Raw genomic sequence first — 24,568 nt, forward strand, 5'->3', positions numbered from 1 at the left:
TCACTGCGCCTCACCCGGTAGATGATTTCCCTGACGGCAGCCTTGCGAGGCGCCTTTCTACAATCATAATTTTGCTCCGCGCAGGCCGCGGTGCTGTTAAGGAAAGCCGACATGCAGCTTAAAGATACCCAGTTGTTCCGCCAGCAAGCCTTCATTGATGGCGCTTGGGTCGATGCGGACAACGGTCAGACGATCAAGGTCAACAACCCGGCCACCGGCGAAATTCTCGGCACCGTGCCGAAGATGGGCGCCGCCGAAACCCGCCGTGCCATCGAAGCCGCCGACAAGGCGCTGCCGGCCTGGCGTGCACTGACCGCCAAAGAGCGTGCCGGCAAGCTGCGTCGCTGGTTTGAACTGATGATCGAGAACCAGGACGACCTCGCGCGCCTGATGACTCTTGAGCAGGGCAAGCCGCTGGCCGAAGCCAAGGGCGAAATCGTTTACGCCGCGTCGTTCATCGAGTGGTTCGCCGAAGAAGCCAAGCGCATTTACGGTGATGTGATTCCGGGCCACCAGCCGGACAAGCGCCTGATCGTGATCAAGCAGCCGATCGGCGTAACCGCCGCGATCACCCCGTGGAACTTCCCGGCGGCGATGATCACCCGTAAAGCCGGCCCAGCGCTGGCCGCCGGTTGCACCATGGTGCTCAAGCCGGCTTCGCAAACCCCATTCTCCGCGTTCGCCCTGGCTGAACTGGCGCAGCGCGCCGGCATCCCTAAAGGCGTGTTCAGTGTGGTCTCCGGCAGCGCCGGCGACATCGGCAGCGAGTTGACCAGCAACCCGATCGTGCGCAAGCTGTCCTTCACCGGCTCGACCGAAATCGGCCGTCAGCTGATGTCCGAATGCGCCAAGGACATCAAGAAAGTCTCGCTGGAACTGGGCGGCAACGCGCCGTTCATCGTGTTCGACGACGCGGACCTGGATAAGGCCGTCGAAGGCGCGATCATCTCCAAATACCGCAACAACGGCCAGACCTGCGTCTGCGCCAACCGCCTGTACATTCAGGATTCGGTCTACGACGCGTTCGCCGAGAAGCTGAAAGTCGCGGTGGCCAAGCTGAAGATCGGCAACGGTCTGGAAGAAGGCACCACCACGGGTCCGCTGATCGACGAAAAAGCCGTGGCCAAAGTGCAAGAGCACATTGCTGACGCCGTGGCCAAAGGCGCCACCGTGCTGGCCGGTGGCAAGCCGATGGAAGGCAACTTCTTCGAGCCGACCATTCTGACCAATGTGCCGAAAGACGCGGCTGTGGCCAAGGAAGAAACCTTCGGCCCGCTGGCGCCGCTGTTCCGCTTCAAAGACGAAGCCGAAGTGATCGCGATGTCGAACGACACCGAGTTCGGTCTGGCCTCCTACTTCTACGCCCGCGACCTGGGCCGCGTGTTCCGTGTGGCGGAAGCGCTGGAATACGGCATGGTCGGCGTCAACACCGGGTTGATCTCCAACGAAGTCGCGCCGTTCGGCGGCATCAAGGCGTCGGGCCTGGGCCGTGAAGGCTCCAAGTACGGCATCGAGGATTACCTGGAAATCAAATACCTCTGCCTGGGCATCTAAGCCGGGAAAGGGATCGCTGCAAACGCAAAGGGCACGAGAGCGCTGTCCCTTTGCGTCGTTTCAAACCGGAATTTTCTCTGCGGCCGGGAACGCCGTGGCAGTCGATCATCGCATGCTGTCACCGCCGATTCCTCCCGCTTAATCCTTGAACCACGCCGCCCGATGAGCGGTGAATGAGGACTGTAATGAGCAAGACTAACGCTGAACTGATGGCCCGTCGTACCGCAGCTGTTCCACGCGGTGTTGGCCAGATTCACCCGATCTTCGCCGAATCGGCGAAGAACGCTACCGTGACTGACGTTGAAGGTCGTGAATTCATCGACTTCGCCGGCGGTATCGCGGTGCTGAACACCGGCCACGTGCACCCGAAAATCATCGCCGCCGTGACCGAACAGCTGAACAAGCTGACCCACACCTGCTTCCAGGTGCTGGCCTACGAGCCGTACGTTGAGCTGTGCGAAAAGATCAATGCCAAGGTGCCTGGTGATTTCGCCAAGAAAACCCTGCTGGTGACCACCGGTTCCGAAGCCGTGGAAAACGCCGTGAAGATCGCCCGTGCCGCCACTGGCCGTGCCGGCGTGATCGCCTTCACCGGCGCCTACCACGGTCGCACCATGATGACCCTGGGCCTGACCGGTAAGGTCGTGCCGTACTCGGCCGGCATGGGCCTGATGCCAGGCGGAATCTTCCGCGCGCTGTACCCGAACGAGCTGCACGGTGTGAGCATCGACGATTCGATCGCGTCCATCGAACGCATCTTCAAGAACGACGCCGAGCCGAAAGACATCGCCGCGATCATCATCGAGCCGGTGCAGGGTGAAGGTGGTTTCTACGTCGCGCCGAAAGAGTTCATGAAGCGTCTGCGTGCCCTGTGCGACCAGCACGGCATCCTGCTGATCGCTGACGAAGTGCAGACCGGCGCTGGCCGTACCGGCACCTTCTTCGCCATGGAACAGATGGGCGTTGCTGCCGACCTGACCACTTTCGCCAAATCCATCGCTGGCGGCTTCCCGCTGGCCGGTGTTTGCGGCAAGGCCGGATACATGGACGCCATCGCTCCAGGCGGCTTGGGCGGCACCTACGCCGGTAGCCCGATCGCTTGCGCGGCGGCCCTGGCCGTGATGGAAGTGTTCGAAGAAGAGCAACTGCTGGACCGCTGCAAGGCTGTCGGCGAGCGTCTGGTCACCGGCCTGAAGGCCATCCAGGCCAAATACCCGGCAGTGATCGGCGAAGTGCGTGCGCTGGGCGCGATGATCGCGATCGAGCTGTTCGAAAATGGCGACAGCCACAAGCCGAACGCTGCCGCAGTGGCATCGGTGGTGGCCAAGGCACGTGACAAGGGGCTGATCCTGCTGTCTTGCGGCACCTACGGCAACGTGCTGCGCGTTCTCGTACCGCTGACCTCGCCGGACGAGCAACTGGACAAAGGCCTGGCGATCATCGAAGAGTGCTTCTCGGAGCTGTAATTCCGGGCACTGTGTGATCGGATCGAGAAAAAACCCGCTTCGGCGGGTTTTTTTATGCCTCGGAAACCCTTTTGCGCTGTATCGAAGGGCCAGCATTGGCTAAGGTTCAGGCATTGCAAGGGAGAGCGCGCATGACCGCCGTTGATTTACCCGCCGTACCCCGAGTGCTGATTGCCGAGGCCGATCCGTGGTCTCGTGACCTGCTTAAACAAGTGTTGCTCAACGTGCGCTGTGATGCGCGGCTGGACTTGTGTGCCGATGGCCAGCAAGCCATGTCGTTACTCAGCGAAGTGCCTTATGACCTGGCCATCGTCGATTGGGAGTTGCCCGGTATAGATGGCTTGAGCGTGCTGCGCAGCGTGCGCCAGCGCAAACGCAATCCGCCGCTGCCGTTCATTCTGATGAGCAGTCGCAACGACAGCGCCAGCGTGCGCGAAGCCATCCCGTTGGCCCCGACGGCCTACCTGACCAAACCGCTGAACATGGAAAGCCTGACCGAGCGGCTGCAGGGTTTGCTGTTGAATGCGGGTGAAGAGGTGTTCTGCGAGGTGCCGACGCTGGCGCCGGGCATGACCTTGTCGGTGTTCCTCGAGCGGCGTCGCGAGCAGGCCGACGGCGCGCCATTGATGACCGATGTGCAAGTGGCGGTCAAACGCAGCCTCAACCCCAATGGCCTCGACCTGAAACTGCTGGAAGAAGAGATCCGTACCGATCCGCAGATCACCGCCGTGCTGATCGCCGCCGCCAACAGCGCGGCGCAGCATCATGGCGCGGCGGTACAGACCCTGGGGCAGGCGCTGCATCGGCTCGGCACCGGGCAGAGCATGAACCTGATTCTCGGCCTGGCGCTCAAGCGCAGCGCCAGACTCAGCGACCCGTGCCTGGCGGATTACGCCGAGCGCTATTGGGGGCTGTCGCTGCACACTGCCGAATACGCCCGCACCCTGGCGCGCCTGCTCGACCTGGATCAGGAACGCTGCTATTGCGCCGGCATGCTACATCGCCTTGGCGATCTGGCGCTGTTGCGCTGTCTACAGGAGTGGAAGCAGGCCGGCGGCGAGCTTGATGAGTGGGAGGAAGTCGGTGACGCGCTGGCGGAATTCGGCGCGGCTTACGGTTCGGCGTTGCGCACGCGCTGGCGCCTGCCGCTGGAGCTGCGCGAGTTGATTGCGTCGGTCTACCAGCTCGGAGGCGGGGTTTATTCCCGTGAGGCGCTGGTGATGAACATGGCGGCGCAAATGGCACGCCTGACCGAACATGAGGGCGTTGAGGAACTGGCAAAGAGTCGCACGGCGCGGCTGCTGAAGATCGGGTTGCCGGAACTGATGCGGATGCGTAAATAACCGGATTCACGAGCATCCCCCTGTAGGCGCTGCGGCACGCTGCGATCTTTTGATCTTGTCTTTTAAAGCAAAAATCAAAAGATCGCAGCGTGCCGCAGCTCCTACAGGGGAGGTAAATCGGATGGTGGATTCAGCTTGAGATAATCCGGTTCTTGCCCTGCCGTTTGGCCTCGTACATCGCTGCGTCCGCCCGGGCGAACAGGCTGTCGAGGCTTTCGTCATCATCCCTGAGGCTGGTCAGTCCCTGGCTGACGGTGATGCCGAAGGTCTGGCCGTCGACATTGAAGACCATCCGCTGAATCTCCTGCTGCAGCCGCTCGGCCACTTGCATCGCCATGTCCGGTGCACAACCGGGGAACACGGCCGCGAATTCTTCTCCGCCGATACGTCCGAACAGATCACCCCGACGTAACGAGGTGCGCCCGCATTCGGCGATGCGTTGCAGCACGTTGTCGCCTTCCGGGTGGCCGTAGCTGTCGTTGATCTGCTTGAAGTCATCAATGTCCAGCAGCAGGAAGGCCAGTGGCGAACCGTGCAGGCGCGCGTCGTCGAACTCGCGGTTGGCGCATTCGAAGAAGTGGCGACGGTTGCTGCTTTGGGTCAGTACGTCGGTGGTGGCCAGCCGGTGCAGTTCGGTTTCCATGCGTTTTTTGTCGGTGATGTCTTCGGCGATGCCGACGATGATCACCGGTTGCCCAGGCTCGTCCTGACGGTTGATGAAGCACTTGTCGCTGAGCCAGCGAACCTGGCCGTCGGCGGCGATTATCCGGTATTCGCGGTCTTCCACCGCGCCTTTGTGCAGCACTTCGGCAAGACTGCGTTCGGCGTAATCCAAGTCGTCGGGGTAGATGCTGTCGCGCCACTGGTTGTAGTCGGCCAGCAACAGGCCTGCGGAGCGACCGAAAATCCGCTCGTAGGCAGGGCTGACATACAGCACCTGACGGGTTTCCCAATTGAACGCCCAGAGCACCGCGTTGACGCTCACCAGCAATGAACTGAACAGTTGTTCGCGCTCGCTCAGCCGGGCGACTTCGCCTTGGGCGTGCATCAGCGCCATCAGGGTTTGCGCGGCCTCGGGCCACTGCGCAAGGGATGAGTCTTTTTGATTGTTGTTGACCATCGGCACATTTCTCAAAAGGTGTGCCGCAATTTCGACAACGGCCACAGTACAGCCCGCCGGGGTGGCGAAGTGTCTTTGAGATAGGGCTTTCGGTGCTAAGTTCCGCGCTTTTGTAGAGAGGGAGCCTGCTCCCGCCGGGCGGTAGAGATGACGCGTTTCAGCAATGAGAACGCGTCGACATATTTGCGGTAGCTGCGCTACCGATCGGGGATGAATCCCCTCGCCACAGGGGATTCGTTCAGGGCGGTCAGGCTGCGGCGGGGCGCAGCGAGTAGGTTTTCAGCTGGTCGGCGAATTCACGCAGCGACTGAATACCGCTGGCTTCGGCCTCGTGCACCCATTCCTTGATGGCGGCGAGCATGTCGTGGCCATTGGCGCTGGTCTTGACCCAGATCTGCTGCAGGGCCAGGCGTTTTTCGTAAATGACCTTCAGCGCCTGGCTGTGCTCGAGCATGTTCTGGATGCGCAAGTGATGACGGTCTTCCAGCAGGCTGGTTTCCCGCGACAGCAGGCGTTTGGCCCGATGGAATTGATGGCGTACCGAATGATCGACCTTGTCCAGTTCCTGCTTGACCAGTGGGCCGATCACCAATTTGCGGTATTGGGCCATGATCTGGAAGCGGTTGTTGAGGATCGCCATGGCGGTGTCCATGTCCAGATGGCCCTTGCCTTCGACGCGGTGGGCAATCGGCGCCACACGCTGGACCTTGGCCAGTCTGAAGAAGCTGAAGACTTTGATCCACGCCCAGCCGAGGTCGAATTCCCACTTCTTCACCGACAGTTTGGCCGAGTTGGGGTAGGTGTGATGGTTGTTGTGCAGTTCTTCACCACCGATCAGGATGCCCCATGGCACCAGATTGGTCGCCGCGTCGCGGCATTCGAAGTTGCGGTAGCCGATGGCATGGCCCAGGCCGTTGACCACGCCGGCGGCCCAGACCGGGATCCACATCATCTGGATCGCCCAGATGGTGATGCCGATGGTGCCGAACAGGAGCAGATCGAGGACGCCCATGATCGCCACACCCAGCAGCGGATAGCGGCTGTAGAGATTGCGCTCGATCCAGTCTTCCGGGCAGTTCTTGCCGTAGATGCGCAGGGTCTCCGGATTCTCGGCTTCGGCGCGATACAGCTCGGCGCCTTTGCGCAGCACGGTGGACAGACCCTTGATCACCGGGCTGTGCGGGTCATCTTCGGTTTCGCACTTGGCGTGGTGTTTGCGGTGGATGGCAGTCCACTCGCGGGTGTTCTGCGCCGTGGTCAGCCACAGCCAGAAGCGGAAAAAGTGTTTCAGGCCGGCATTCAGCTCAAGCGAGCGATGGGCCGAGTAACGGTGCAGATAGACCGTGACGGCGACAATTGTCACGTGGGTCATCAGCAGGGTGACCGCGACCAGTGACCAGGCCGACAAGCCAAGAAAACCTTCGTACCACATAGGCTATAGGGCCCTCGATAAAGATAAAAACAGCCGTTGCATTATCACCAAGCACACAGATAAAACCAGTCGCCCTTTCAGATAAGAGTCGCTGGATGTTTCTTGACCTATAATTCCAACCTTTTTTGTAGGGACATGGACAGCCGAATGCCTGCCACTTACCGCGATGCCCTGCGTGCAGCGCTGCTTTACCTGTTGTTTGCTGTTGTCTGGCTGCAGGGCACTGGTTACTTATTGAACAGTTTCTTTGATGAGTCTGTCGATCTGCAGCGATGGCAACTGATCAACGGTTACGTCTGGGCTGCCGTCAGCGCTGGCCTGATCTTCCTCGCGCGGGCCAGATTGTGCGAATTTCTCGGTATCGGTGCGCGGTTACGCGAGCGGCAGGCCGACCGTGAACGACTGCGCCAGGCCGCTGCGGTATTCGACTGCACCCGCGAGGGCGTGCTGGTGACCAACCGCGAGGGCCTGATCGTGCACGTCAACCGTGCGTTCATGGAAATCACTGGCTATCAGTACGAGGAAGTTCTCGGCCATCAGCCGAGCCTGTTCAAGTCCGGTCACCATCCGCCGGGCTTCTATCAGGCGATGTTCGCCACGCTGGAGAGCGAGGGCGAATGGAGCGGGGAGATCTGGAACCGGCGCAAGAGCGGCGAGATTTACCCGCAGTGGCAGACCATTCGCGTGATTCACGATGATCAGGGCCACCTCAACCACTACGTGGCGGTGTTTTCCGACATCAGTGCGATCAAGGACTCTGAGCACGAACTCAAGCACCTCGCCCACCACGACCCGCTGACCGACCTGCCCAATCGCCTGTTGTTCAGCGACCGCGCCGAGCAGGCGCTGGCGTCGGCGCAGATCCACAAGCGCGGCTGCGCCTTGCTGATGATCGATCTGGACCACTTCAAGATGATCAACGACAGCCTCGGCCATAACGTCGGTGATCGCCTGCTCAAAGCCGTGGCGGCACGCCTGCAGGAACTGTTCGGCCCCGGGATTACGCTGGCGCGGCTAGGTGGTGACGAATTCGCGGTACTGGCGGAGAGTTGTCCGCAACTGGTTCAAGCCGCGGCGCTGGCCCAGCGCATTCTCGATGCGCTCAAGGAGCCTTTCGGCATCGACCGGCATGAGCTGTTCATCAACGCCAGCATCGGCATCAGCCTGTTCCCCAGCGACGCGTTGAGTGCCGATCAGTTGTTGCGCAATGCCGACGCCGCACTGTTCAAGGCCAAGAGCAGCGGGCGCAACGGTTACGCGTTGTACACCGAAGAGCTGACCGCGCACGCGCAGCAACGGGTCGAGATCGCTTTCGAGCTGCGCCGTGCGCTGGAGCAACAGGAACTGCGGGTCTACTACCAGCCGGTTCACGATTTGCGCAGCAGTCGCCTGATTGGCGTCGAAGCGCTGGTGCGCTGGCAGCATCCGCAGCGCGGGCTGGTGTCGCCGGCGGAATTCATTCCGATTGCCGAGCGCACCGGGATGATTGCTGAAATCGACGCCTGGGTGATGCGCCAGGCGTGTTCGCAGATGTGCCAATGGCAGCAGGCGGGGGTCGTGCTGTCGTTCGTCGCGGTGAACGTGTCGTCGCGGTTGTTCGCCCGGCGTGAGTTGTACCAGCAGGTGGCGCAGGTGCTGCACGAGACCGGTCTGGATCCGGCCTTTCTGGAACTGGAAGTCACCGAGAGCGCGGTGATGGATGATCCGGAAGTGGCGCTGGAGCAGATGCATCATCTGCGTGAACTGGGGATTCGCCTGGCCATTGACGATTTCGGTACCGGCTACTCATCACTGTTGCGGCTCAAGCGCCTGCCGGTGCAGAAGCTCAAGATCGATCAGGGTTTTGTCGCCGGGTTGCCCTGGGACGAGGACGACGCCGCGATCGTCCGGGTGATCATCGCGCTGGCCCGGAGCATGGGCATGCAGGTGCACGCCGAGGGGATCGAGCAGGCCGAGCAGGCGGCGTTTCTGCTGGAGCAGGCCTGTGACTTGGGACAGGGCTACTGGTTTGGGCGGCCAGTGCCGGCGGGGGAGATTGATTGGGAGCTGGCACCGTTTATCGGTTGAAACCGACCCTGTGGCGAGGGAGCTTGCTCCCGCTGGACTGCATAGCAGGCCCAAAATAACGGCGAGTGCTTGGCACTCGAGCGGGAGCAAGCTCCCTCGCCACAGGGGTTGCGATGTTCTTTCGCTGCGGGAACACCGCGCAAACCCTTGGCCTGTCAGATAATGTTTTCTAGTTATATAAACATTCTTAAATAGTCTTTTTAAGAATATCTGCGCCTCTCTTATATTGCTCCCACGCCGAACGCAGTGCCGCCCACTGCCAGGCATATCCCATTCAAAGGAGCAGCACCATGAGCGCATCCCTTCGCAGCGTTGACGGTCAGGACGAAAGCACCATCTTGCGGGAAATCCAGAGCGCCCTGCGCGATCTGCGTTTCGGCGCGGTGGAGATCACTGTGCACAACGCCCAGGTCGTGCAGATCGAGCGCAAAGAGAAATTCCGTCTGCAGCAGCCGGGTAACAAACCGAGCTGACAGAAGTTCACCGCCTGCGCCCGCTCCTTGTCGGGGATCAATAAAGGAGTGGCCGCAGGCGGTGATCTTTACCGGCAACCCGATTTCGCAACTCATAAGAAAAAGCCACCACCAAGAATTCCAGGAGCTTTCACCATGTCGTCGATTCGCCGTTACGCTTTGGCCGCCCTGGCCAGCGCCGTGTTTGCCGGTTCTGCAGTTGCCAAGGATTACGAATTGCTCAATGTGTCGTACGACCCGACGCGCGAGCTGTACCAGGACTACAACGCCGAATTCATCAAGTTCTGGCAGAAAGATCACGCCGGCGACACCGTGAAAATCCAGCAATCTCATGGCGGATCTGGCAAGCAGGGCCGTGCGGTGATCGACGGTTTGCGCGCCGACGTGGTGACCCTGGCGCTGGCCGGCGACATCGACGAAATCGCCAAGCTCGGCAAGACCCTGCCGGCCGACTGGCAGAAGCGCCTGCCCGAGGCGAGCACTCCGTATACCTCGACCATCGTGTTCCTGGTGCGCAAGGGCAACCCGAAAGGCATCAAGGACTGGGGCGACCTGATCAAGAACGACGTTTCGGTGATCACCCCGAACCCGAAAACCTCCGGCGGTGCGCGCTGGAACTTCCTCGCCGCGTGGGCCTATGGCCTGAAAGCCAACGGCGGCAGCGAAGAAAAAGCCAAAGAGTACGTGCAGACCCTGTTCAAGCACGTTCCGGTACTGGACACCGGCGCTCGTGGCTCGACCATCACCTTCGTCAACAACGGTCAGGGTGACGTGTTGCTGGCCTGGGAAAACGAAGCGTTCCTGGCGTTGAAAGAAGACGGCGGCGCTGACAAGTTCGACATCGTTGTGCCGTCGCTGTCGATTCTGGCCGAGCCACCGGTGGCGGTGGTCGACAAGAACGCCGAGAAAAAGGGCAACGAACAGATTGCCGAAGCTTACTTGAAGCACCTGTACAGCCCGGCCGGTCAGGAGATCGCCGCGAAGAACTTCTACCGTCCACGCGACAAGGACGTGGCGGCGAAGTACGCCCAGCAGTTCCCGAAACTGGAACTGGTGACCATCGACAAGGACTTCGGCGGCTGGAAATCCGCACAACCGAAGTTCTTCAACGACGGTGGCGTGTTCGACCAGATCTATCAGGCGCAGTAATCTGACTTCAGCCACACATCAAGCCTGAAGCCAGGCGCGGAAAATGTGGGAGCGAGCTTGCTCGCGAAAGCGGAGTGTCAGACGACGTAGAGTTGGCTGATACTCCCTCTTCGCGAGCAAGCTCGCTCCCACATTGGTGCGTTCAGCGGAATGCTTTTTAACCAAGGACTTTTATGTCGCGTCGTATCTCCCCCGTCATACCCGGCTTCGGGCTGACGCTGGGCTACACCTTGGTGTACCTCAGCCTGATTGTGCTTATCCCGCTGGCGGCGATGTTCGTCCACGCCGCCCAACTCACCTGGGATCAGTTCTGGACGATCATCACCGCGCCACGCGTGCTGGCAGCCTTGAAGCTGAGCTTCGGCACCGCGCTGTGTGCCGCGATCATCAACGGCATCATCGGCACGCTGCTGGCCTGGGTGCTGGTGCGTTACACCTTCCCGGGGCGCAAGGTCATCGACGCGATGATCGACCTGCCGTTCGCCCTGCCGACGGCGGTGGCCGGTATCGCCCTGACCGCGCTGTACACCCCGACCGGATTGGTCGGCCAGTTCGCCGCCGACCTCGGTTTCAAGATCGCTTACACTCCGTTGGGCATCACCCTGGCGCTGACTTTCGTGACGCTGCCGTTCGTGGTGCGCACGGTGCAGCCGGTACTGGCTGACATCCCGCGTGAAGTCGAAGAAGCTGCTGCTTGCCTCGGTGCGAAACCGTTGCAGGTGTTCCGCCATATCCTCCTGCCAGCGCTGTTGCCAGCGTGGCTGACCGGATTTGCCCTGGCCTTTGCCCGGGGTGTCGGCGAGTACGGTTCGGTGATTTTCATCGCCGGCAACATGCCGATGAAAACCGAAATCCTGCCGCTGCTGATCATGGTCAAACTTGACCAGTACGATTACACCGGCGCCACGTCCATCGGTGTGCTGATGCTGGTGGTTTCCTTCGTCCTGTTGCTGCTGATCAACTTGCTGCAGCGGCGCATCGAAACCCCATAAGGAGGCGCGAACCATGTCCCAATCGTCTATTGCGGCCGCGTCCTCGGCCAACGCTGCGCGGCGTGGCAGTGCCACTTCGCGCAGAATCCTGATCGGCCTTGGCTGGCTGATCTTTTTCCTGTTTCTGGTACTGCCACTGTTCATCGTGGTGTCGCAGGGTTTGAAGAACGGCCTCGGCGCATTCTTCACCGCGATCTTTGAACCGGACGCCTTGTCGGCGCTGAAACTCACGGTGATCGCGGTGCTGATTTCGGTGCCGCTGAACCTGGTGTTCGGCGTCAGCGCCGCATGGTGTGTGAGCAAATATTCGTTCCGCGGAAAGAGCATGCTGGTGACGCTGATCGACCTGCCGTTCTCGGTGTCGCCGGTGATCGCAGGTCTGGTCTACGTGCTGATGTTCGGTGCGCAGGGCCTGTTCGGGCCGTGGCTGCAGGATCACGACATCCAGATCGTCTTCGCCCTGCCGGGCATCGTGCTGGCGACGATCTTCGTCACCGTGCCGTTTGTGGCCCGTGAGCTGATTCCGCTGATGCAGGAGCAGGGCACGCAGGAAGAGGAGGCCGCGCGGCTGCTTGGCGCCAATGGTTGGCAAATGTTCTGGCACGTCACCGTCCCCAACATCAAATGGGGCCTGATCTATGGCGTGGTGCTGTGTACTGCGCGCGCCATGGGTGAGTTCGGTGCGGTGTCGGTGGTTTCCGGGCACATTCGCGGGGTGACCAACACCTTGCCGCTGCACGTCGAGATCCTCTACAACGAATACAACCACGTAGCCGCGTTCGCCGTGGCGAGCCTGTTGCTGATCCTGGCGCTCTTCATCCTGCTGCTCAAGCAGTGGAGCGAAAACCGTATCAACCGCCTGCGCGCCAGCGCCGCGGAGGAATAATTCATGTCGATCGAAGTGCGTAACGTCAGCAAGAATTTCAATGCGTTCAAGGCGCTGGACAACATCAGCCTGGACATTCAGAGCGGTGAACTGGTGGCGCTGCTCGGCCCGTCCGGCTGCGGCAAGACCACGCTGCTGCGGATCATCGCCGGCCTGGAAACCCCGGATCAGGGCAACATCGTCTTTCACGGCGAAGACGTCTCCGGCCACGACGTGCGTGATCGCAACGTCGGTTTCGTGTTTCAGCACTACGCCTTGTTCCGCCACATGACGGTGTTCGACAACGTCGCGTTCGGCCTGCGCATGAAACCGAAAAACCAGCGCCCGAGTGAAAGCCAGATCGCGACCAAGGTCCACGAACTGCTGAACATGGTGCAGCTGGACTGGTTGTCGGATCGCTACCCGGAGCAACTCTCCGGCGGCCAGCGTCAGCGTATCGCCCTGGCTCGTGCTCTGGCGGTGGAGCCGAAAGTGCTGCTGCTCGACGAACCGTTCGGCGCCCTCGACGCCAAGGTGCGCAAAGAGCTGCGTCGCTGGCTGGCGCGCCTGCACGAAGACATCAACCTGACTTCGGTATTCGTGACCCACGACCAGGAAGAAGCGATGGAAGTCGCCGATCGCATCGTGGTGATGAACAAAGGCGTGATCGAACAGATCGGCTCACCGGGTGACGTCTACGAAAACCCGGCCAGCGACTTCGTTTATCACTTCCTCGGCGACTCCAACCGCTTGTTGCTCAGCGACGACAACCACGTGCTGTTCCGTCCACACGAAGTGTCGTTGTCCAGGCATGAGCTGGAAGATCATCACGCCGCTGAAGTGCGTGATATTCGCCCATTGGGCGCGACCACGCGGGTGACGTTGAAGGTAGAAGGGCAGACGGATCTGATCGAGGCTGAAGTGGTGAAGGATCACGACAGCCTGATCGGTCTGGCCAAGGGTGAAACCCTGTTCTTCAAGCCGAAGGTCTGGCAGAAAGTCGCCAGCCTCTAAAGTCAAAAGATCGCAGCCTTCGGCAGCTCCTACAGGGACATGCATTCCAATGTAGGAGCTGCCGCAGGCTGCAATCTTTCAAGCGGCCTAAGCCGCCGCTTTGCGATTCGGATTGACCCGCACCACCCCCACCCGCGCCTCGATCTGCGCTTTCAACTCATGGCGCATGCCGAGCAGGAACGCCACTTCGGCCACGACAAACAGCGGCCCGACAATCAACCCGCTGACATCATCGACAAACGCCGGTTTGCGCCCCTCGTAATGGTGCCCGACAAACTGGATCACCCAGCCAATCACAAACATCGCCAGGCCGCTGCTGAGCCAGACCATGGTGCTCTGCTGCGCCAGCGCATGCCCGGCCCAGACCGACAGGCCCATCAGCACCGTCATCAGCACGCCCAGCTTCAGTTCCAGGCGCAGGTAGAACCACGCCGACGCCAGCGCCAGCAGGACCGCCGGAGAGATCCACAAGCCGCCCAGTGACCATTCTGGTCGCGACAACAACACCGCCACCGCCACCACGATCAGCGGAATGCCGATAAAGTGGCTGGCGATGTTGCGCGGGTCGCGGTGGTAGGCGGCGTATTGACTGAGATGGTCGACGAGGCTTTTCATTGTTGTTCCTCCTGTAGGGTGCGTGCAGCATGCCTCGGGTTCGGCGTTCGCTCTGTCAGGCAGGCGACAGTTGGGAGTGATCATGATGGATAAGCGTTCACGGCTGCTGACCGGGCAATGGTTCAGTCATCTGCCGGCATCCTTTCAGGATAGTCTGCTGGCGGCGGGCCGGGTGCGGCGGCTGACGGCGGGGCAGCGCCTGTTCCAGCGCGGTGATCCGCCCTGCGGCTTGTACGCGGTGCTCGACGGCGCGATCCGCATCGGCGCGGTGAGCGAGCAGGGCAAGGAGGCGTTGCTGAGCCTGGTGGAGGCGCCGCACTGGTTCGGCGAAATCTGCCTGTTCGACGGCCAGCCGCGCACTCACGATGCCTACGCCGTCGGGCCGTGCACACTGTTGAATATCCCGCAGGCCACGCTGCTGAAAATCCTCGACGAACAGCCGGTGTACTGGCGCCATCTGGCATTGCTGATGAGCCACAAACTGCGCCTGACCTTCATCAATCTCGAACAGTTGAGCCTGCTGCCGGCCCCGGCTCGCCTGGCCCATCGCTTGCTGATGATCGCCGAGGGCTACGGCGAAATCGATGCGCCACGCCGGGTCCTGCAATTGCCTCAGGAACAACTGGCGTCGATGCTGTCGCTGTCACGGCAGACCACCAACCAGATCCTCAAAGACTTACAGGGGCAGGGGATTATCGGGTTGGGGTATGGCGAGATCGAGATTCTCGATGCCGAGCGATTGCGCGCGCTGTCCACCATTTGACGGGCACCTGAGATCCCCTGTGGGAGCGAGCTTGCTCGCGAAAGCGGTGGGCCATTCAACGGTGATGTCGACTGAACCGACGCCTTCGCGAGCAGGCTCGCTCCCACATTTTTGATCTGTGTTGATTCAGGAGCCGCGATAGGTCGAGAAACCATACGGGCTGAGCAGCAGCGGGATGTGGTAGTGCTGGTCAGTCTGCTTCACCTGGAAAATCACCGGGATCTCCGGGAAAAACGTCTCGCGCTTGTTCTTCTCGAAATACTCGCCGGTCTTGAATACCACTCGGTATTCGCCCGCCTCGAAAGGCTGTTTGGCCGGGAACAGTTCGGCGATGCGCCCCTGTTCGTTGGTGGTGCCCTGAGCCAGTGGCTGCCAGTTTTCGTCGACGTGTTTTTCCAGCGTCACATTGACGCCCGGCGAGGGCAGGCCGTTTTCCAGGTTGAGCACGTGCACGCTCAGTGGATTGCCGGCGGCCAACGCAAGGCTGGATAGCGCGCTCAGGCCGAGTGCGGCGAAGGTCATGCGCAGGGTGGTCATGGTCAGTCTCCTTATTGGGAACGGGTAAGGGTCAGGCCGGCCTTTTCGGCGGCCTTGATGGCACAGCTTTCGTCCTGCTCGCCGCCGCCGGAACCGGCCACGCCCATGGCGCCGACCAACTCATTGCCGGCGAACAACGGAATCCCGCCGCCGAGCAATAACAGCTCGTCGAGGGTGTTGAGATTGGCGGTTTCCGGGTTGCTGCGGGCGCGCTCGGCGAACAGCCGGGTCGGGGTTTTCGTCGACAGCGCGGTATAAGCCTTGCGCTGGCTGGCCGCGGTGTTGTGCGGGCCGATGCCGTCGCCGCGCAGAGTCACCAGCACGTTGCCGCCACGGTCGAGCACCGATACCGTCGCGGTGCAATGACTCAGCGCGGTGTCGGCCAGCAGGCGTGCGGTTTTCAGGTCGAGGTCAGCGTGACGCGGCAGTTCAGGGGGGCGAAAGCGCTGGCGCTGAGGCCGAGGGCGAGGCTGGCTGCAAGGTATTTGACGGTCATGAACAGGCTCCGAAAGCGAAGGACATCACCTTAGCCGCCGCTCTTCGTCAGAACCCCGTCAGTCGGATTACAAGTTTGTAATGGGCAATCGGGCCGAAGGCGCCTAGCCTGTGTGCCTGATCAATCGAGGTGTGCCATGCGTTTGCTGGTTGTAGAAGATGAAGCCAAAACCGCGAATTTCCTGGCCAAGGGCCTGGGCGAGTCGGGTTTTGCCGTGGACGTGGCGCTCAATGGCCTCGATGGGCGCTATTTCATCGAGCAGCAGGCCTACGACCTGATCATCCTCGACGTGATGCTGCCGGGCCTCAATGGCTGGCAACTGCTGCAACTGATCCGCCAGCGCGGCGCCACCCCGGTGCTGTTCCTGACCGCCAAGGATGCCATCGAAGACCGCGTACGCGGCCTCGAACTCGGCGCCGACGACTATCTGCTCAAGCCTTTCGCCTTCGCCGAATTGCTCGCGCGGGTGCGCACGCTGCTGCGGCGCGGGCCACTGCGCGAGGCCGAGTCCTATAGCATCGCCGATCTGGAAATCGACGTGCTGCGGCGTCGAGTCAGTCGCGGCGGCCAGCGCATTGCCCTGACCAACAAGGAATTCGCCCTGCTGCAACTGCTCGCCAGCCGTCAGGGCGAAGTGTTGTCACGCACGTTGATCGCCTCGCAGGTGTGGAACCTCAATTTCGACAGCGACACCAACATGGTCGAAGTCGCGGTGCGCCGCCTGCGGGCCAAGGTCGATGACCCGTTCATGCCGAAACTGATCCACACCGTGCGCGGCGTCGGCTATCAGCTGGAGGTGCCCGACGATGCGGTCTAGGTCGATCGCCTGGCGACTGGCGCTGGCGTTCGCCGTGGTTTGCGCGTTGGTGTTGAGTGCGATCGGTGTGTTTCTCTACCGCTCGCTCGACTCGGAGATCGCCTATCGGGATGACTTGGCGTTGCTCGGCCGTCTGGAGCAGGTGCGCGCCTTGCTCGCCGACAGTGACAGCCTCGGCGCCTTGCAGGCGCGGCCACGTCTCTATCAGAACATGCTCGGTAACCTCGACAGCCTGTTGCTGGTGCGGCGTGCCGATGGCTCGAACGTGATCGCGATCAATCCGCGCCAGCGTGAGTTGCCGCCATTGAACGCAATCGCGCGCGAGCAAACACCGCAGCGTCGCGATGTGCTGACCTGGCAGGCGCCGGACGGCGCCGAGCTGGCGCTGTTGTCCGGTGAAGCCCAAGGCCCGAACGGCGAGCCACTGACGGTGATCGCCGGCAAGGTGCTCACTGAACGGGAACAGATGCTCGCCAGTTATCGCTTGCGCCTGTACCTGGCCGTCGGGCTCGGTGCGTTGCTGGCGTTCGCGCTGGGGCTGGTGCTGCTGCGCCGTGGTCTGCAACCGTTGCGCCAGCTAAGCGCGGCGGTGCGCGGCATTGATCTGCGCAGCCTCGATCAACGTCTGCCCGCCAGCGGCACCCCCGCCGAACTGCTCGAACCGGTACAGGCGCTCAACGGCATGCTCGCGCGGCTGGACGACAGCGTGCAGCGGCTGTCTCAGTTTTCGGCCGATCTGGCTCACGAGATCCGCACGCCGTTGCACACCTTGCTCGCCAGCAACGGCCAGGCGCTGAATCACCCGCGCAGCACGGCGGAGTATCAGGAGTTGCTGGCGTCGAACATGGAAGAATTCGAACGCCTCAAACGCATGGCCGAGAACCTGATGTTCCTCGCCCGCGCCGAGCAGGCGGAGCGCGCGCTCGACTTGCAAACACTGGATCTGCACGGCGTCGGCAGCGAGCTGTGCGAATACTTCGAAGCCCTGGCCGATGATCGCCAGTTGCGCCTGGAAAACCGGCTGCACGGCGAACTGTTGGCCGACCAGCAACTGCTGCAACGCGCCCTGGGTAATTTGCTGGCCAACGCGGTGCGCCACGCCGATGAAGGCACGCTGATCAGCCTGCGCCGCCGTGATGAGGCGGGTGTGTGTTGGTTGCAGGTACACAACCACGGCCCGGTGATTGCGCCAGAACATCTGGGCAAACTGTTCGACCGCTTCTATCGCGTCGATCCTTCTCGGGCGCAGCCTGGAGATTCGGGTGGGTTGGGGCTGGCGATTGTGCAGTCGATCATGCAGTTGCATGGCGGGCGGGTGCGGGTGAGCAGTGATGCTGCAGGTACGGTGTTCGAGCTGGGTTTTGAGGTTGTCTGACGGGCGCCTTCGCGGGCAAGCCCGCTCCCACAGGTTATCGGGCGTACATGAGCTTTGAGTACGACACGGACACTGTGGGAGCGGGCTTGCCCGTGAAGAGGCCAGTAGGTTCAGCACACATTCCGGATCAATCAGCGCAACTGATCGCGAAACTGCCCCGGCGTCATTCCCGTCCAGCGCTTGAACGCGCGGCTGAAGCTGCTGGTGTCGGCAAATCCCAGCAGGTAACTGACCTCACTCAACGAACACTGCGGATCGCGCAGATGCAGCAGCGCGAGGTTTTCGCGGCTTTCGTTGAGCAGCGTGTCGAAGCGACAGCCCTCGTCCGCCAGATGCCGTTGCAGGCTGCGCAGGCTCAGGTGCAAGGCCTGGGCGATGCGTTCGGCGCTGGGTTCGCCTTCGGGCAGTTGCTCTTCGATGGCGTCGCGCACCTTGCGCTCCCAGGTCAGCGGTTGGAGCTGGGCCAGGGTGCGCTTGAGCACCGCCTCGTTGTGTTCGGCCAGTTCCGGGTTGGCGTCATCGAGGTGGCTGTCGAAGTCGGTAAGGGAGAACTCCAGGCGATCCTCGGCGCAGGAGAAATGCACCGGGGCGCGGAACACTTTGTGCCACTGATGTGCATCGGACGGTTCCGGGCGGCGCAGGTAGACCGCCAGCGGCGCGTAATCGCGACCGAGGCGATTGCGGCAGGTGCGCACGTAGATCGCGGCAAACGCGTCGATGGCTTCGAAAGCCGGCGCCGGATTGCCTGACGGAATCTTCAGACGAAACAGATAGCGGTCATCGCTGCGGCTCAGTTCCAGTTCCAGCGCATCGCTGACCACCGGGTGATAACGCACGATGCGCTCGAACACTTCCCGCAGGCTGCCGCTGGCCACCAGCGCGTAACCGAGCGCATGGAACGTGGTCGGGCTGACGAACCGCGACACTCGCAGGCCGATCGCCGGATCCCCGCTGAACTGCACTGCCAGTTGCCACAGGCGCGTGGTGCCGGACAACGGATAACGCGCGTTCGGGTCATCCATCAACTGCGGATCGAGCCCGGCCTGTTGGCACAGGCCAAGACTGTCCAGCCCCAGCGCATCGAGTTGCTTGCGCAAGGCACGGGTCCAGCTGGCGAGCGAGGTCGGTTCCTTCATGCTGATTGGCGCTTCCGGTCAACAGGTTGGCGTTCACGGCTACCATCAATAAAGCGTTCGCAAGGCAGGATGCAAACATCAATAAACAGAGGATGGAAGCATGGACCGTACTTCTGCAAGTCCCCAGCGACACAATGCTGCCCAGCGATCAGCGCATATTCGCGAAGTGGTGCTGGCCAAAGGCGTCGAACTGCGTGAGCGCTACCCGATCCTGCAGCATCAGGACGCTCTCGGTGCGGGGATTCTGGCCTTCGCTCTGGCCGGGATGGTCGGTTCGGCGGCGCTGTACATCACTGGCCACATGGCGTGGTGGGTGTGCCTGCTGCTGAACGCGTTTTTCGCGTCCTTGACCCATGAACTGGAACACGACCTGATCCACAGCATGTATTTCCGCAAACAACGCGTGCCGCACAACCTGATGATGGGCCTGGTGTGGCTGGCGCGGCCGAGCACGATCAATCCGTGGATCCGCCGCCATCTGCACCTCAATCACCACAAGGTTTCCGGTACCGAAACCGATATGGAAGAGCGTGCAATCACCAACGGCGAACCATGGGGTTTTGCGCGGCTGCTGATGGTCGGCGACAACGTTATGTCGGCGTTCATCCGCATGCTGCGGGCCAGGACTTGGGCACACAAAATCAACATCATCAAACGTACATTGAAGGTTTACGCGCCGCTGGCGCTGGTGCATTGGGGCGCGTGGTACGTGTTTCTCGGCTTCCACGCGGCAAATGGCGTGGCTTACCTCATGGGTTCGCCGATTGAATGGTCGGCAACCACGTTGTCAGTGATGCAGGTGATCGACATCGCGGCAGTGGTGATCATCGGCCCGAACGTGCTGCGCACCTTTTGCCTGCATTTCATCAGCTCGAACATGCATTACTACGGCGACATCGAGGCGGGCAACGTGCTGCAGCAATGCCAGGTGTTGAACCCGTGGTGGTTGTGGCCACTGCAGGCGTTCTGCTTCAACTTCGGCAGCAGCCACGGGATTCATCATTTCGTGGTGAAGGAACCGTTTTACATCCGGCAGCTGACCGTGCCGGTGGCGCACAAGGTGATGCGTGAGATGGGCGTGCGGTTCAATGATTTCGGCACGTTTGGGCGGGCTAACCGGTTTGTTCGCAAGGATGAAGTGGTAGCGGGGGAGGCGCGTACGGCTCAGGCTTGATAGGAGAGTTTGCGGGCCTCTTCGCGGGCAAGCCCGCTCCCACTGGGGAACACATTTCCATTGTGGGAGCGAGCTTGCTCGCGAAGGCGCCGGATCAGGCAACCTCAATCCGGCTGAAACGGCGAAGCACTCAAAATCACCCCAGTCTCCTCCACATATTTCTGCCAATGCCCGATCAAGGTGTTGAGCTTGTCCGGCTGACTCGACGCCAGATCATGAATCTCCCCCGGATCGCTGCTCAAGTCATACAGCTGCCAGGTCGCCGGCCCCACCGGCCCGGGGATCCACACCGCCTTCCACGACCCTTGGCGAATCGCCCGGCGGCCAAACAATTCCCAGCCGGTGACGGTGTGCTCGTCATGCACCTGCGCCGTCTCGCCGGACAAAAAGCCCAGCCATGATTTGCCGCGCAGCGGCGCCACCGGTTTGCCGTGCCATTGCTTGCCCGGATGGCGCACGCCGGCCAGATCGAGAATCGTCGGGGTGATGTCCATCACCGTGCCGAAACCGTGGCTGATCTGCCCTTTGATTGGCAATTGCGGATAGTGCAACAGCGCCGGTACGCGAATCCCGCCTTCGGTGGTGAACGCCTTGAACAGCCGCGATGGCGCGGTCGCCACTTGCGCCCAGCTCGGCCCGTACCAGACGTAGGAATTGGCACGACCGATGTTGTCGAGGCTGTTGTCGTAATGCTGGTTGAGGTAGGTCAGCAGTTCCGGGCCGAACTTGGGGAACGCTTCCAGCAGCGCACCCTCGGCGCCGTTGTCGGACATGAACAGGATGAAGGTGTTATCGAGTTGGCCCTGCTGGCGCAGGTAATCGACCACCCGGCCAATGTTCCAGTCCATGCGCTCGACCATCGCCGCGTAAACCTCCATGGCCCGCGCGGAAATCTGTCGTTGCTCAGCGCTCAGCGCAGCCCATTGCGCATTCAATTGAATCAGCGGATGCGGCTCGACATCCGGCTCGATCAGGCCCAGCGCCTTGAGTTTTTCCAGGCGTTCCAGACGCAGGACTTCGGGACCGGCGTCGTAGCGACCACGGTATTTTTCGACAATGTCAGCCGGTGCCTGCAACGGCCAGTGTGGTGCGGAGAATGGCAGATAAGCGAAGAATGGCCGGCTCTGATCGCGCTCCTTGAGGTACTGCAGCAGCTTGTCGCCAAAGGCGTCCGACGAGTAGAAATCCTTGGGCAGCTCATCGATAAAGGTGTCGTCTTCGATGTACAGCGCTGGCGTCGATTTCAGCAGGCCAGGGGTGTGTTCGTCGTAGGTCGGTTCAAAGCCGTAATGGTTGGCCGCCCCCGGCAGCAGCGAAAAGGAACGCTCGAACCCGCGCGCCTGCGGCGCCAGCTCAGCCGTCAGGCCGAGGTGCCATTTGCCGCTCATCAGGGTTTGATAGCCGGCCTCGCGCAGCAGCTCGGGCAGGGCCACAACGCGGTCGTTGAGATAGCCCTCATAACCCGGTTTGCCGATCAACTCCGGGGTCAGCGCTTCGGCCATGGTGCCGATGCCAGCGATGTGGTGGTCGGTGCCGGTCAGCAGCATCGAACGGGTTGGCGAGCAGGTTGGCGCGGTGTGGAAATCGGTCAGGCGCAGGCCATTGTTGGCCAGCGCGTCGAGGTTCGGCGTGGCGATTTCGCCACCGAAGGCGCCGATGTCGGAAAAGCCGAGATCGTCGGCCAGAATCACCAGAAAGTTGGGGCGTTGCGGCATCGATACAGCTCCTCTCAATAGGCAATGAACGACAGCGGCAGATCGCGGATCTGCACCGGCAGGCTCGGTTGGTAATGGTCGTCACTGGTCAGTTCGTGCAGCAGCTCTTCACGCAACTGATGGAAGTCGAAACTGCTGCGCTGACGTGGATGCGGCAAGGCGATGTCGACCACCTGCTTGATCCGTCCCGGACGCGGCTCCATCACCACCACGCGGTCGGCGAGGAAGATCGCTTCCTCGACGTCGTGGGTGACCAGAATCGTGGTGATTTTCGCCCGGTCGCGGATCGCCAGCAGTTCGTCCTGCATCTGCTGACGGGTCAACGCATCAAGGGCACCGAACGGTTCGTCGAGCAGCAGAATCCGTGGGCTGGCGACCAGTCCGCGAGCAATCGCCACGCGCTGGGCCATGCCGCCGGAGAGCTGGTGCGGATAGGCCCGGGTGAAATCGCGCAGGCCGACCAGCTCGATGAAATCGTTGATGCGCTGCTGCTTTTCGGCGGCGCTCAATGGTTCGTTGACCAGACCGAGACCGATGTTGTCGGCCACCGTCAGCCACGGGAACAAACGGTGCTCCTGAAACACGATGCCGCGCTCGCCACCAATGCCGCTGACGGCTTTGCCATCGACGCTGATCTGCCCGCGAAACTGCGTATCCAGACCCACCAGCAAACGCAGCAAGGTGGATTTGCCGCAACCGCTGGACCCGACGATGGCGACGAATTCGCCCTCGGCGATGTCGAGGTTGAATTCGCGAATCGCCTCCAGTTCGAAACCGTCGACGTCAAAGGATTTGCCTACGTGGGTGAAGCTGACAATCGGTGCGTTCATGCGTGTCTCCAGCGAGTGGCGCGAATTTCCAGGCGTTGGCCGATGAGGTTGAGCAGGGCGCCGGTGAGGCCGACCAGCAGCATTCCGGCCATGATCAGGTCCATGCGCAGCAGTTGTTGGGCGCCGATCATCTGGCTGCCGATGCCGCCGTTGGACGGCATGAAGTATTCGGCGCCGATGGTGCCGAGCCAGGCGTAGATCAGGCTCAGGCGCAGCCCGGCGAAAATCCCTGGCGCCGCCCCCGGCAGCACTAGACGGCGCAGGCGCTGACCGAGGCTCAGGCGCAGCACCTGCGCGGCTTCGTTGAGTTGTGGCGAGAGGTTGGCGACGCTGCGTTGGGTGGCGATGAACAGCGGGAAAAACGCGGCGAGGGCGACGAACACCCACTTCGCCAACTCACCCAATCCGAACCACGCGGTAAGCAGCGGCACCCAGGCAAAAATCGCGATCTGGCGAATGGCGGCGAGAGTCGGGCCGAGCAGCCGTTCGCTGGTGCGTGAAAGCCCCAGCAGCAAGCCGAGGGCGAAACCGAGTCCGCCGCCCAGTAGCAAGCCGCCAAGGGTACGACCGAGACTCAACGCCATGCCGCTGATCAGCGTGCCGTCGAGCAAGCCGTTTTTTGTTGTTTCCAGCACCGCGAACGGGCTGACCAGAATGTTCGCATCGACCCACTGCTGATCGCTCGCCACTTGCCACAAACCGATCAGGCTCAGCGGCAACAGCCACGGTTGCAGCCGCTGCCAGCCTTCATAGCGCGGGCCACTGCGGATTTCTGCGGTCGCCGGGTGCGGCCAGTGCACCAGTTTGCGGTCGAGAAAGCCGATGCCGCGATCCATCGCCACGCCGAGCACACCGATGACGACGATGCACACGAACACGATGTCGAGCATGAACAGTTGCCGTGCCCAGACCATCAGGTATCCGATGCCTTCGCTGGACGCCAACAGCTCCACCGCCAGCAAGGACGTCCAGCCAGCGGCCAGGGCCAGGCGTACGCCGGCCATGAACGCTGGCAGTGCGGCGGGCAGCACCAGACGCCGGATCAGCAAGTACGACGGCAGGCGCAACACGGCGGCGGCTTCGCGCAGTTTCGGTTGTGCATCACGAACGCCGACCAAGGTGTGCAGGGTCACCGGCACCACGATGGCCTTGATCAGCACCACCAGTTTCAACACTTCGCCGATGCCGAAAAACACCATGAACAACGGAATCCATGCCAGCGTCGGCACCTGTGCCAGACCGGCGAAGGTCGGAAACACCAACCGTTCGAGACGCCGGCTGAAACCCAGTGCGGCACCCAGCAACGCACCCGCACAGATACCGGCCAGCAAGCCCCAGAGCAGGCGTTGCAGGCTGATCCACAAATGACTCCACAGCTCGCCCTGGGACAGCTCGACGGCGCTGTTCCACACCAGCGATGGCGCCGGCAAGATCTGCTCGCTCATCCATTGATTGCGCGCGGCTAGCCACCACAGAGCGAACAGGCTGATCGGCAGCAACCATGGCAAAAGGCGTTGGTTGAGACTTGGCCACACCCGTCGACTTTTCAGAGGTGGCGCGGGAAGCGGCAGGCTGAGCAGGGAATCACGGGCCATGGGTGACCTCCGTTGTCGGGTTGGATCGGGAGCAAGATCA

At 61.7% G+C, this 24,568-nt stretch carries 21 protein-coding genes and 1 pseudogene; 13 read left to right on the forward strand and 9 right to left on the reverse strand.

The features are described 5' to 3' along the window. Nucleotides 1-111: 111 nt before the first annotated feature. The 3 genes from gabD (at nt 112) to OC71_RS15810 (ending at nt 4,363) form a co-directional block, all read left to right on the forward strand. Complete coding sequence (gene gabD, locus OC71_RS15800) at nt 112-1,554, forward strand: NADP-dependent succinate-semialdehyde dehydrogenase (RefSeq protein WP_007963502.1); 1,443 nt, start codon at nt 112-114, stop codon at nt 1,552-1,554. A 185-nt stretch (nt 1,555-1,739) separates the two neighbouring features. Continuing rightward, complete coding sequence (gene gabT, locus OC71_RS15805) at nt 1,740-3,020, forward strand: 4-aminobutyrate--2-oxoglutarate transaminase (protein ID WP_041071032.1); 1,281 nt, start codon at nt 1,740-1,742, stop codon at nt 3,018-3,020. A 131-nt stretch (nt 3,021-3,151) separates the two neighbouring features. Continuing rightward, the gene (locus OC71_RS15810; RefSeq protein ID WP_041071035.1) at nt 3,152-4,363 is read left to right on the forward strand and encodes a response regulator; all 1,212 of its coding nucleotides are present in this window, start codon (nt 3,152-3,154) and stop codon (nt 4,361-4,363) included. 130 nt (nt 4,364-4,493) lie between these two features. Here the strand turns inward: OC71_RS15810 and OC71_RS15815 are convergent, their stop codons facing one another. Beyond that, nucleotides 4,494-5,483: a sensor domain-containing diguanylate cyclase gene (locus OC71_RS15815; protein ID WP_041071038.1), complete on the reverse strand. Its 990-nt coding sequence runs from the start codon at nt 5,481-5,483 to the stop codon at nt 4,494-4,496. Between the two features lie 247 nt (nt 5,484-5,730). Then, nucleotides 5,731-6,915, reverse strand: a complete 1,185-nt coding sequence (gene desA / locus OC71_RS15820) for a delta-9 fatty acid desaturase DesA (protein ID WP_041071041.1) — start codon at nt 6,913-6,915, stop codon at nt 5,731-5,733. A 147-nt stretch (nt 6,916-7,062) separates the two neighbouring features. On the opposite strand from desA, the gene dibA reads away from it, so the two are divergent. From dibA to OC71_RS15850, 6 genes are all read left to right on the forward strand, one after another. Continuing rightward, nucleotides 7,063-8,982: a phosphodiesterase DibA gene (gene dibA / locus OC71_RS15825; RefSeq protein WP_041071044.1), complete on the forward strand. Its 1,920-nt coding sequence runs from the start codon at nt 7,063-7,065 to the stop codon at nt 8,980-8,982. Nucleotides 8,983-9,272: 290 nt separating this feature from the next. Beyond that, a complete protein-coding gene (oscA, locus tag OC71_RS15830; RefSeq protein WP_039772974.1) occupies nt 9,273-9,455 on the forward strand; it encodes a sulfur starvation response protein OscA in 183 nt (60 codons plus the stop codon). Nucleotides 9,456-9,590: 135 nt separating this feature from the next. Further along, the gene (locus tag OC71_RS15835) at nt 9,591-10,604 is read left to right on the forward strand and encodes a sulfate ABC transporter substrate-binding protein (protein ID WP_041071052.1); all 1,014 of its coding nucleotides are present in this window, start codon (nt 9,591-9,593) and stop codon (nt 10,602-10,604) included. Nucleotides 10,605-10,777: 173 nt separating this feature from the next. Then, a complete protein-coding gene (gene cysT / locus OC71_RS15840) occupies nt 10,778-11,596 on the forward strand; it encodes a sulfate ABC transporter permease subunit CysT (protein WP_027611147.1) in 819 nt (272 codons plus the stop codon). A gap of 13 nt (nt 11,597-11,609) precedes the next feature. Beyond that, nucleotides 11,610-12,482, forward strand: coding sequence for a sulfate ABC transporter permease subunit CysW (cysW, locus tag OC71_RS15845; protein WP_007952817.1), 873 nt, complete (start codon nt 11,610-11,612; stop codon nt 12,480-12,482). Nucleotides 12,483-12,485: 3 nt separating this feature from the next. Then, nucleotides 12,486-13,475: a sulfate/molybdate ABC transporter ATP-binding protein gene (locus tag OC71_RS15850; RefSeq protein WP_041071059.1), complete on the forward strand. Its 990-nt coding sequence runs from the start codon at nt 12,486-12,488 to the stop codon at nt 13,473-13,475. Between the two features lie 87 nt (nt 13,476-13,562). Here OC71_RS15850 and OC71_RS15855 read toward each other — a convergent pair whose 3' ends face one another. Then, nucleotides 13,563-14,090, reverse strand: coding sequence for a DUF962 domain-containing protein (locus tag OC71_RS15855; protein ID WP_041071062.1), 528 nt, complete (start codon nt 14,088-14,090; stop codon nt 13,563-13,565). Between the two features lie 85 nt (nt 14,091-14,175). Between OC71_RS15855 and OC71_RS15860 the strand changes: the two genes are divergently transcribed. Then, nucleotides 14,176-14,853: a Crp/Fnr family transcriptional regulator gene (locus OC71_RS15860; protein WP_041071065.1), complete on the forward strand. Its 678-nt coding sequence runs from the start codon at nt 14,176-14,178 to the stop codon at nt 14,851-14,853. A 126-nt stretch (nt 14,854-14,979) separates the two neighbouring features. Here the strand turns inward: OC71_RS15860 and uraH are convergent, their stop codons facing one another. Then, nucleotides 14,980-15,390, reverse strand: a complete 411-nt coding sequence (uraH, locus tag OC71_RS15865) for a hydroxyisourate hydrolase (protein ID WP_041071068.1) — start codon at nt 15,388-15,390, stop codon at nt 14,980-14,982. Between the two features lie 11 nt (nt 15,391-15,401). Next, nucleotides 15,402-15,886 (reverse strand): annotated as a pseudogene (locus OC71_RS15870) (heme-binding protein). Nucleotides 15,887-16,022: 136 nt separating this feature from the next. On the opposite strand from OC71_RS15870, the gene OC71_RS15875 reads away from it, so the two are divergent. Next, a complete protein-coding gene (locus OC71_RS15875; RefSeq protein WP_041071071.1) occupies nt 16,023-16,703 on the forward strand; it encodes a heavy metal response regulator transcription factor in 681 nt (226 codons plus the stop codon). Continuing rightward, nucleotides 16,693-18,078 (forward strand): heavy metal sensor histidine kinase, encoded by a 1,386-nt coding sequence (locus OC71_RS15880; RefSeq protein ID WP_041071074.1) that lies wholly within the window; start codon nt 16,693-16,695, stop codon nt 18,076-18,078. Before OC71_RS15875 ends, OC71_RS15880 begins: the two co-directional genes overlap by 11 nt. A 131-nt stretch (nt 18,079-18,209) precedes the next feature. Here the strand turns inward: OC71_RS15880 and OC71_RS15885 are convergent, their stop codons facing one another. Next, nucleotides 18,210-19,214, reverse strand: a complete 1,005-nt coding sequence (locus OC71_RS15885; RefSeq protein ID WP_041071077.1) for an AraC family transcriptional regulator — start codon at nt 19,212-19,214, stop codon at nt 18,210-18,212. A gap of 100 nt (nt 19,215-19,314) precedes the next feature. Here OC71_RS15885 and OC71_RS15890 point away from each other — a divergent pair, with 100 nt between their 5' ends. Continuing rightward, nucleotides 19,315-20,388, forward strand: a complete 1,074-nt coding sequence (locus tag OC71_RS15890) for a fatty acid desaturase (RefSeq protein ID WP_041071080.1) — start codon at nt 19,315-19,317, stop codon at nt 20,386-20,388. A 104-nt stretch (nt 20,389-20,492) separates the two neighbouring features. Here the strand turns inward: OC71_RS15890 and OC71_RS15895 are convergent, their stop codons facing one another. The 3 genes from OC71_RS15895 to OC71_RS15905 are packed head-to-tail and all read right to left on the reverse strand — an operon-like array spanning nt 20,493 to nt 24,528. Further along, a complete protein-coding gene (locus tag OC71_RS15895; protein ID WP_041071083.1) occupies nt 20,493-22,103 on the reverse strand; it encodes an arylsulfatase in 1,611 nt (536 codons plus the stop codon). Between the two features lie 14 nt (nt 22,104-22,117). Continuing rightward, nucleotides 22,118-22,933, reverse strand: coding sequence for an ABC transporter ATP-binding protein (locus OC71_RS15900; protein ID WP_041071086.1), 816 nt, complete (start codon nt 22,931-22,933; stop codon nt 22,118-22,120). Next, nucleotides 22,930-24,528, reverse strand: a complete 1,599-nt coding sequence (locus OC71_RS15905) for an ABC transporter permease (RefSeq protein ID WP_041071089.1) — start codon at nt 24,526-24,528, stop codon at nt 22,930-22,932. Before OC71_RS15905 ends, OC71_RS15900 begins: the two co-directional genes overlap by 4 nt. Nucleotides 24,529-24,568 lie beyond the last annotated feature (40 nt).

The organism is Pseudomonas sp. W15Feb9B, assembly GCF_000828175.1.
Classification (GTDB): Bacteria; Pseudomonadota; Gammaproteobacteria; order Pseudomonadales; family Pseudomonadaceae; genus Aquipseudomonas; species Aquipseudomonas parakoreensis.

What these genes read in the sequence shown, in the direction of transcription:
- desA (WP_041071041.1), bottom strand. Translation starts at nt 6,915, where the DNA reads ATGTGGTACGAAGGTTTTCTTGGCTTGTCGGCCTGGTCACTGGTCGCG.
- OC71_RS15860 (WP_041071065.1), top strand. Translation starts at nt 14,176, where the DNA reads ATGGATAAGCGTTCACGGCTGCTGACCGGGCAATGGTTCAGTCATCTG.
- OC71_RS15815 (WP_041071038.1), bottom strand. Translation starts at nt 5,483, where the DNA reads ATGGTCAACAACAATCAAAAAGACTCATCCCTTGCGCAGTGGCCCGAG.
- cysT (WP_027611147.1), top strand. Translation starts at nt 10,778, where the DNA reads ATGTCGCGTCGTATCTCCCCCGTCATACCCGGCTTCGGGCTGACGCTG.
- cysW (WP_007952817.1), top strand. Translation starts at nt 11,610, where the DNA reads ATGTCCCAATCGTCTATTGCGGCCGCGTCCTCGGCCAACGCTGCGCGG.
- OC71_RS15905 (WP_041071089.1), bottom strand. Translation starts at nt 24,528, where the DNA reads ATGGCCCGTGATTCCCTGCTCAGCCTGCCGCTTCCCGCGCCACCTCTG.
- dibA (WP_041071044.1), top strand. Translation starts at nt 7,063, where the DNA reads ATGCCTGCCACTTACCGCGATGCCCTGCGTGCAGCGCTGCTTTACCTG.
- OC71_RS15855 (WP_041071062.1), bottom strand. Translation starts at nt 14,090, where the DNA reads ATGAAAAGCCTCGTCGACCATCTCAGTCAATACGCCGCCTACCACCGC.
- OC71_RS15810 (WP_041071035.1), top strand. Translation starts at nt 3,152, where the DNA reads ATGACCGCCGTTGATTTACCCGCCGTACCCCGAGTGCTGATTGCCGAG.
- OC71_RS15850 (WP_041071059.1), top strand. Translation starts at nt 12,486, where the DNA reads ATGTCGATCGAAGTGCGTAACGTCAGCAAGAATTTCAATGCGTTCAAG.
- uraH (WP_041071068.1), bottom strand. Translation starts at nt 15,390, where the DNA reads ATGACCACCCTGCGCATGACCTTCGCCGCACTCGGCCTGAGCGCGCTA.
- OC71_RS15875 (WP_041071071.1), top strand. Translation starts at nt 16,023, where the DNA reads ATGCGTTTGCTGGTTGTAGAAGATGAAGCCAAAACCGCGAATTTCCTG.
- OC71_RS15900 (WP_041071086.1), bottom strand. Translation starts at nt 22,933, where the DNA reads ATGAACGCACCGATTGTCAGCTTCACCCACGTAGGCAAATCCTTTGAC.
- OC71_RS15890 (WP_041071080.1), top strand. Translation starts at nt 19,315, where the DNA reads ATGGACCGTACTTCTGCAAGTCCCCAGCGACACAATGCTGCCCAGCGA.
- OC71_RS15885 (WP_041071077.1), bottom strand. Translation starts at nt 19,214, where the DNA reads ATGAAGGAACCGACCTCGCTCGCCAGCTGGACCCGTGCCTTGCGCAAG.
- oscA (WP_039772974.1), top strand. Translation starts at nt 9,273, where the DNA reads ATGAGCGCATCCCTTCGCAGCGTTGACGGTCAGGACGAAAGCACCATC.
- OC71_RS15880 (WP_041071074.1), top strand. Translation starts at nt 16,693, where the DNA reads ATGCGGTCTAGGTCGATCGCCTGGCGACTGGCGCTGGCGTTCGCCGTG.
- OC71_RS15835 (WP_041071052.1), top strand. Translation starts at nt 9,591, where the DNA reads ATGTCGTCGATTCGCCGTTACGCTTTGGCCGCCCTGGCCAGCGCCGTG.
- gabT (WP_041071032.1), top strand. Translation starts at nt 1,740, where the DNA reads ATGAGCAAGACTAACGCTGAACTGATGGCCCGTCGTACCGCAGCTGTT.
- gabD (WP_007963502.1), top strand. Translation starts at nt 112, where the DNA reads ATGCAGCTTAAAGATACCCAGTTGTTCCGCCAGCAAGCCTTCATTGAT.
- OC71_RS15895 (WP_041071083.1), bottom strand. Translation starts at nt 22,103, where the DNA reads ATGCCGCAACGCCCCAACTTTCTGGTGATTCTGGCCGACGATCTCGGC.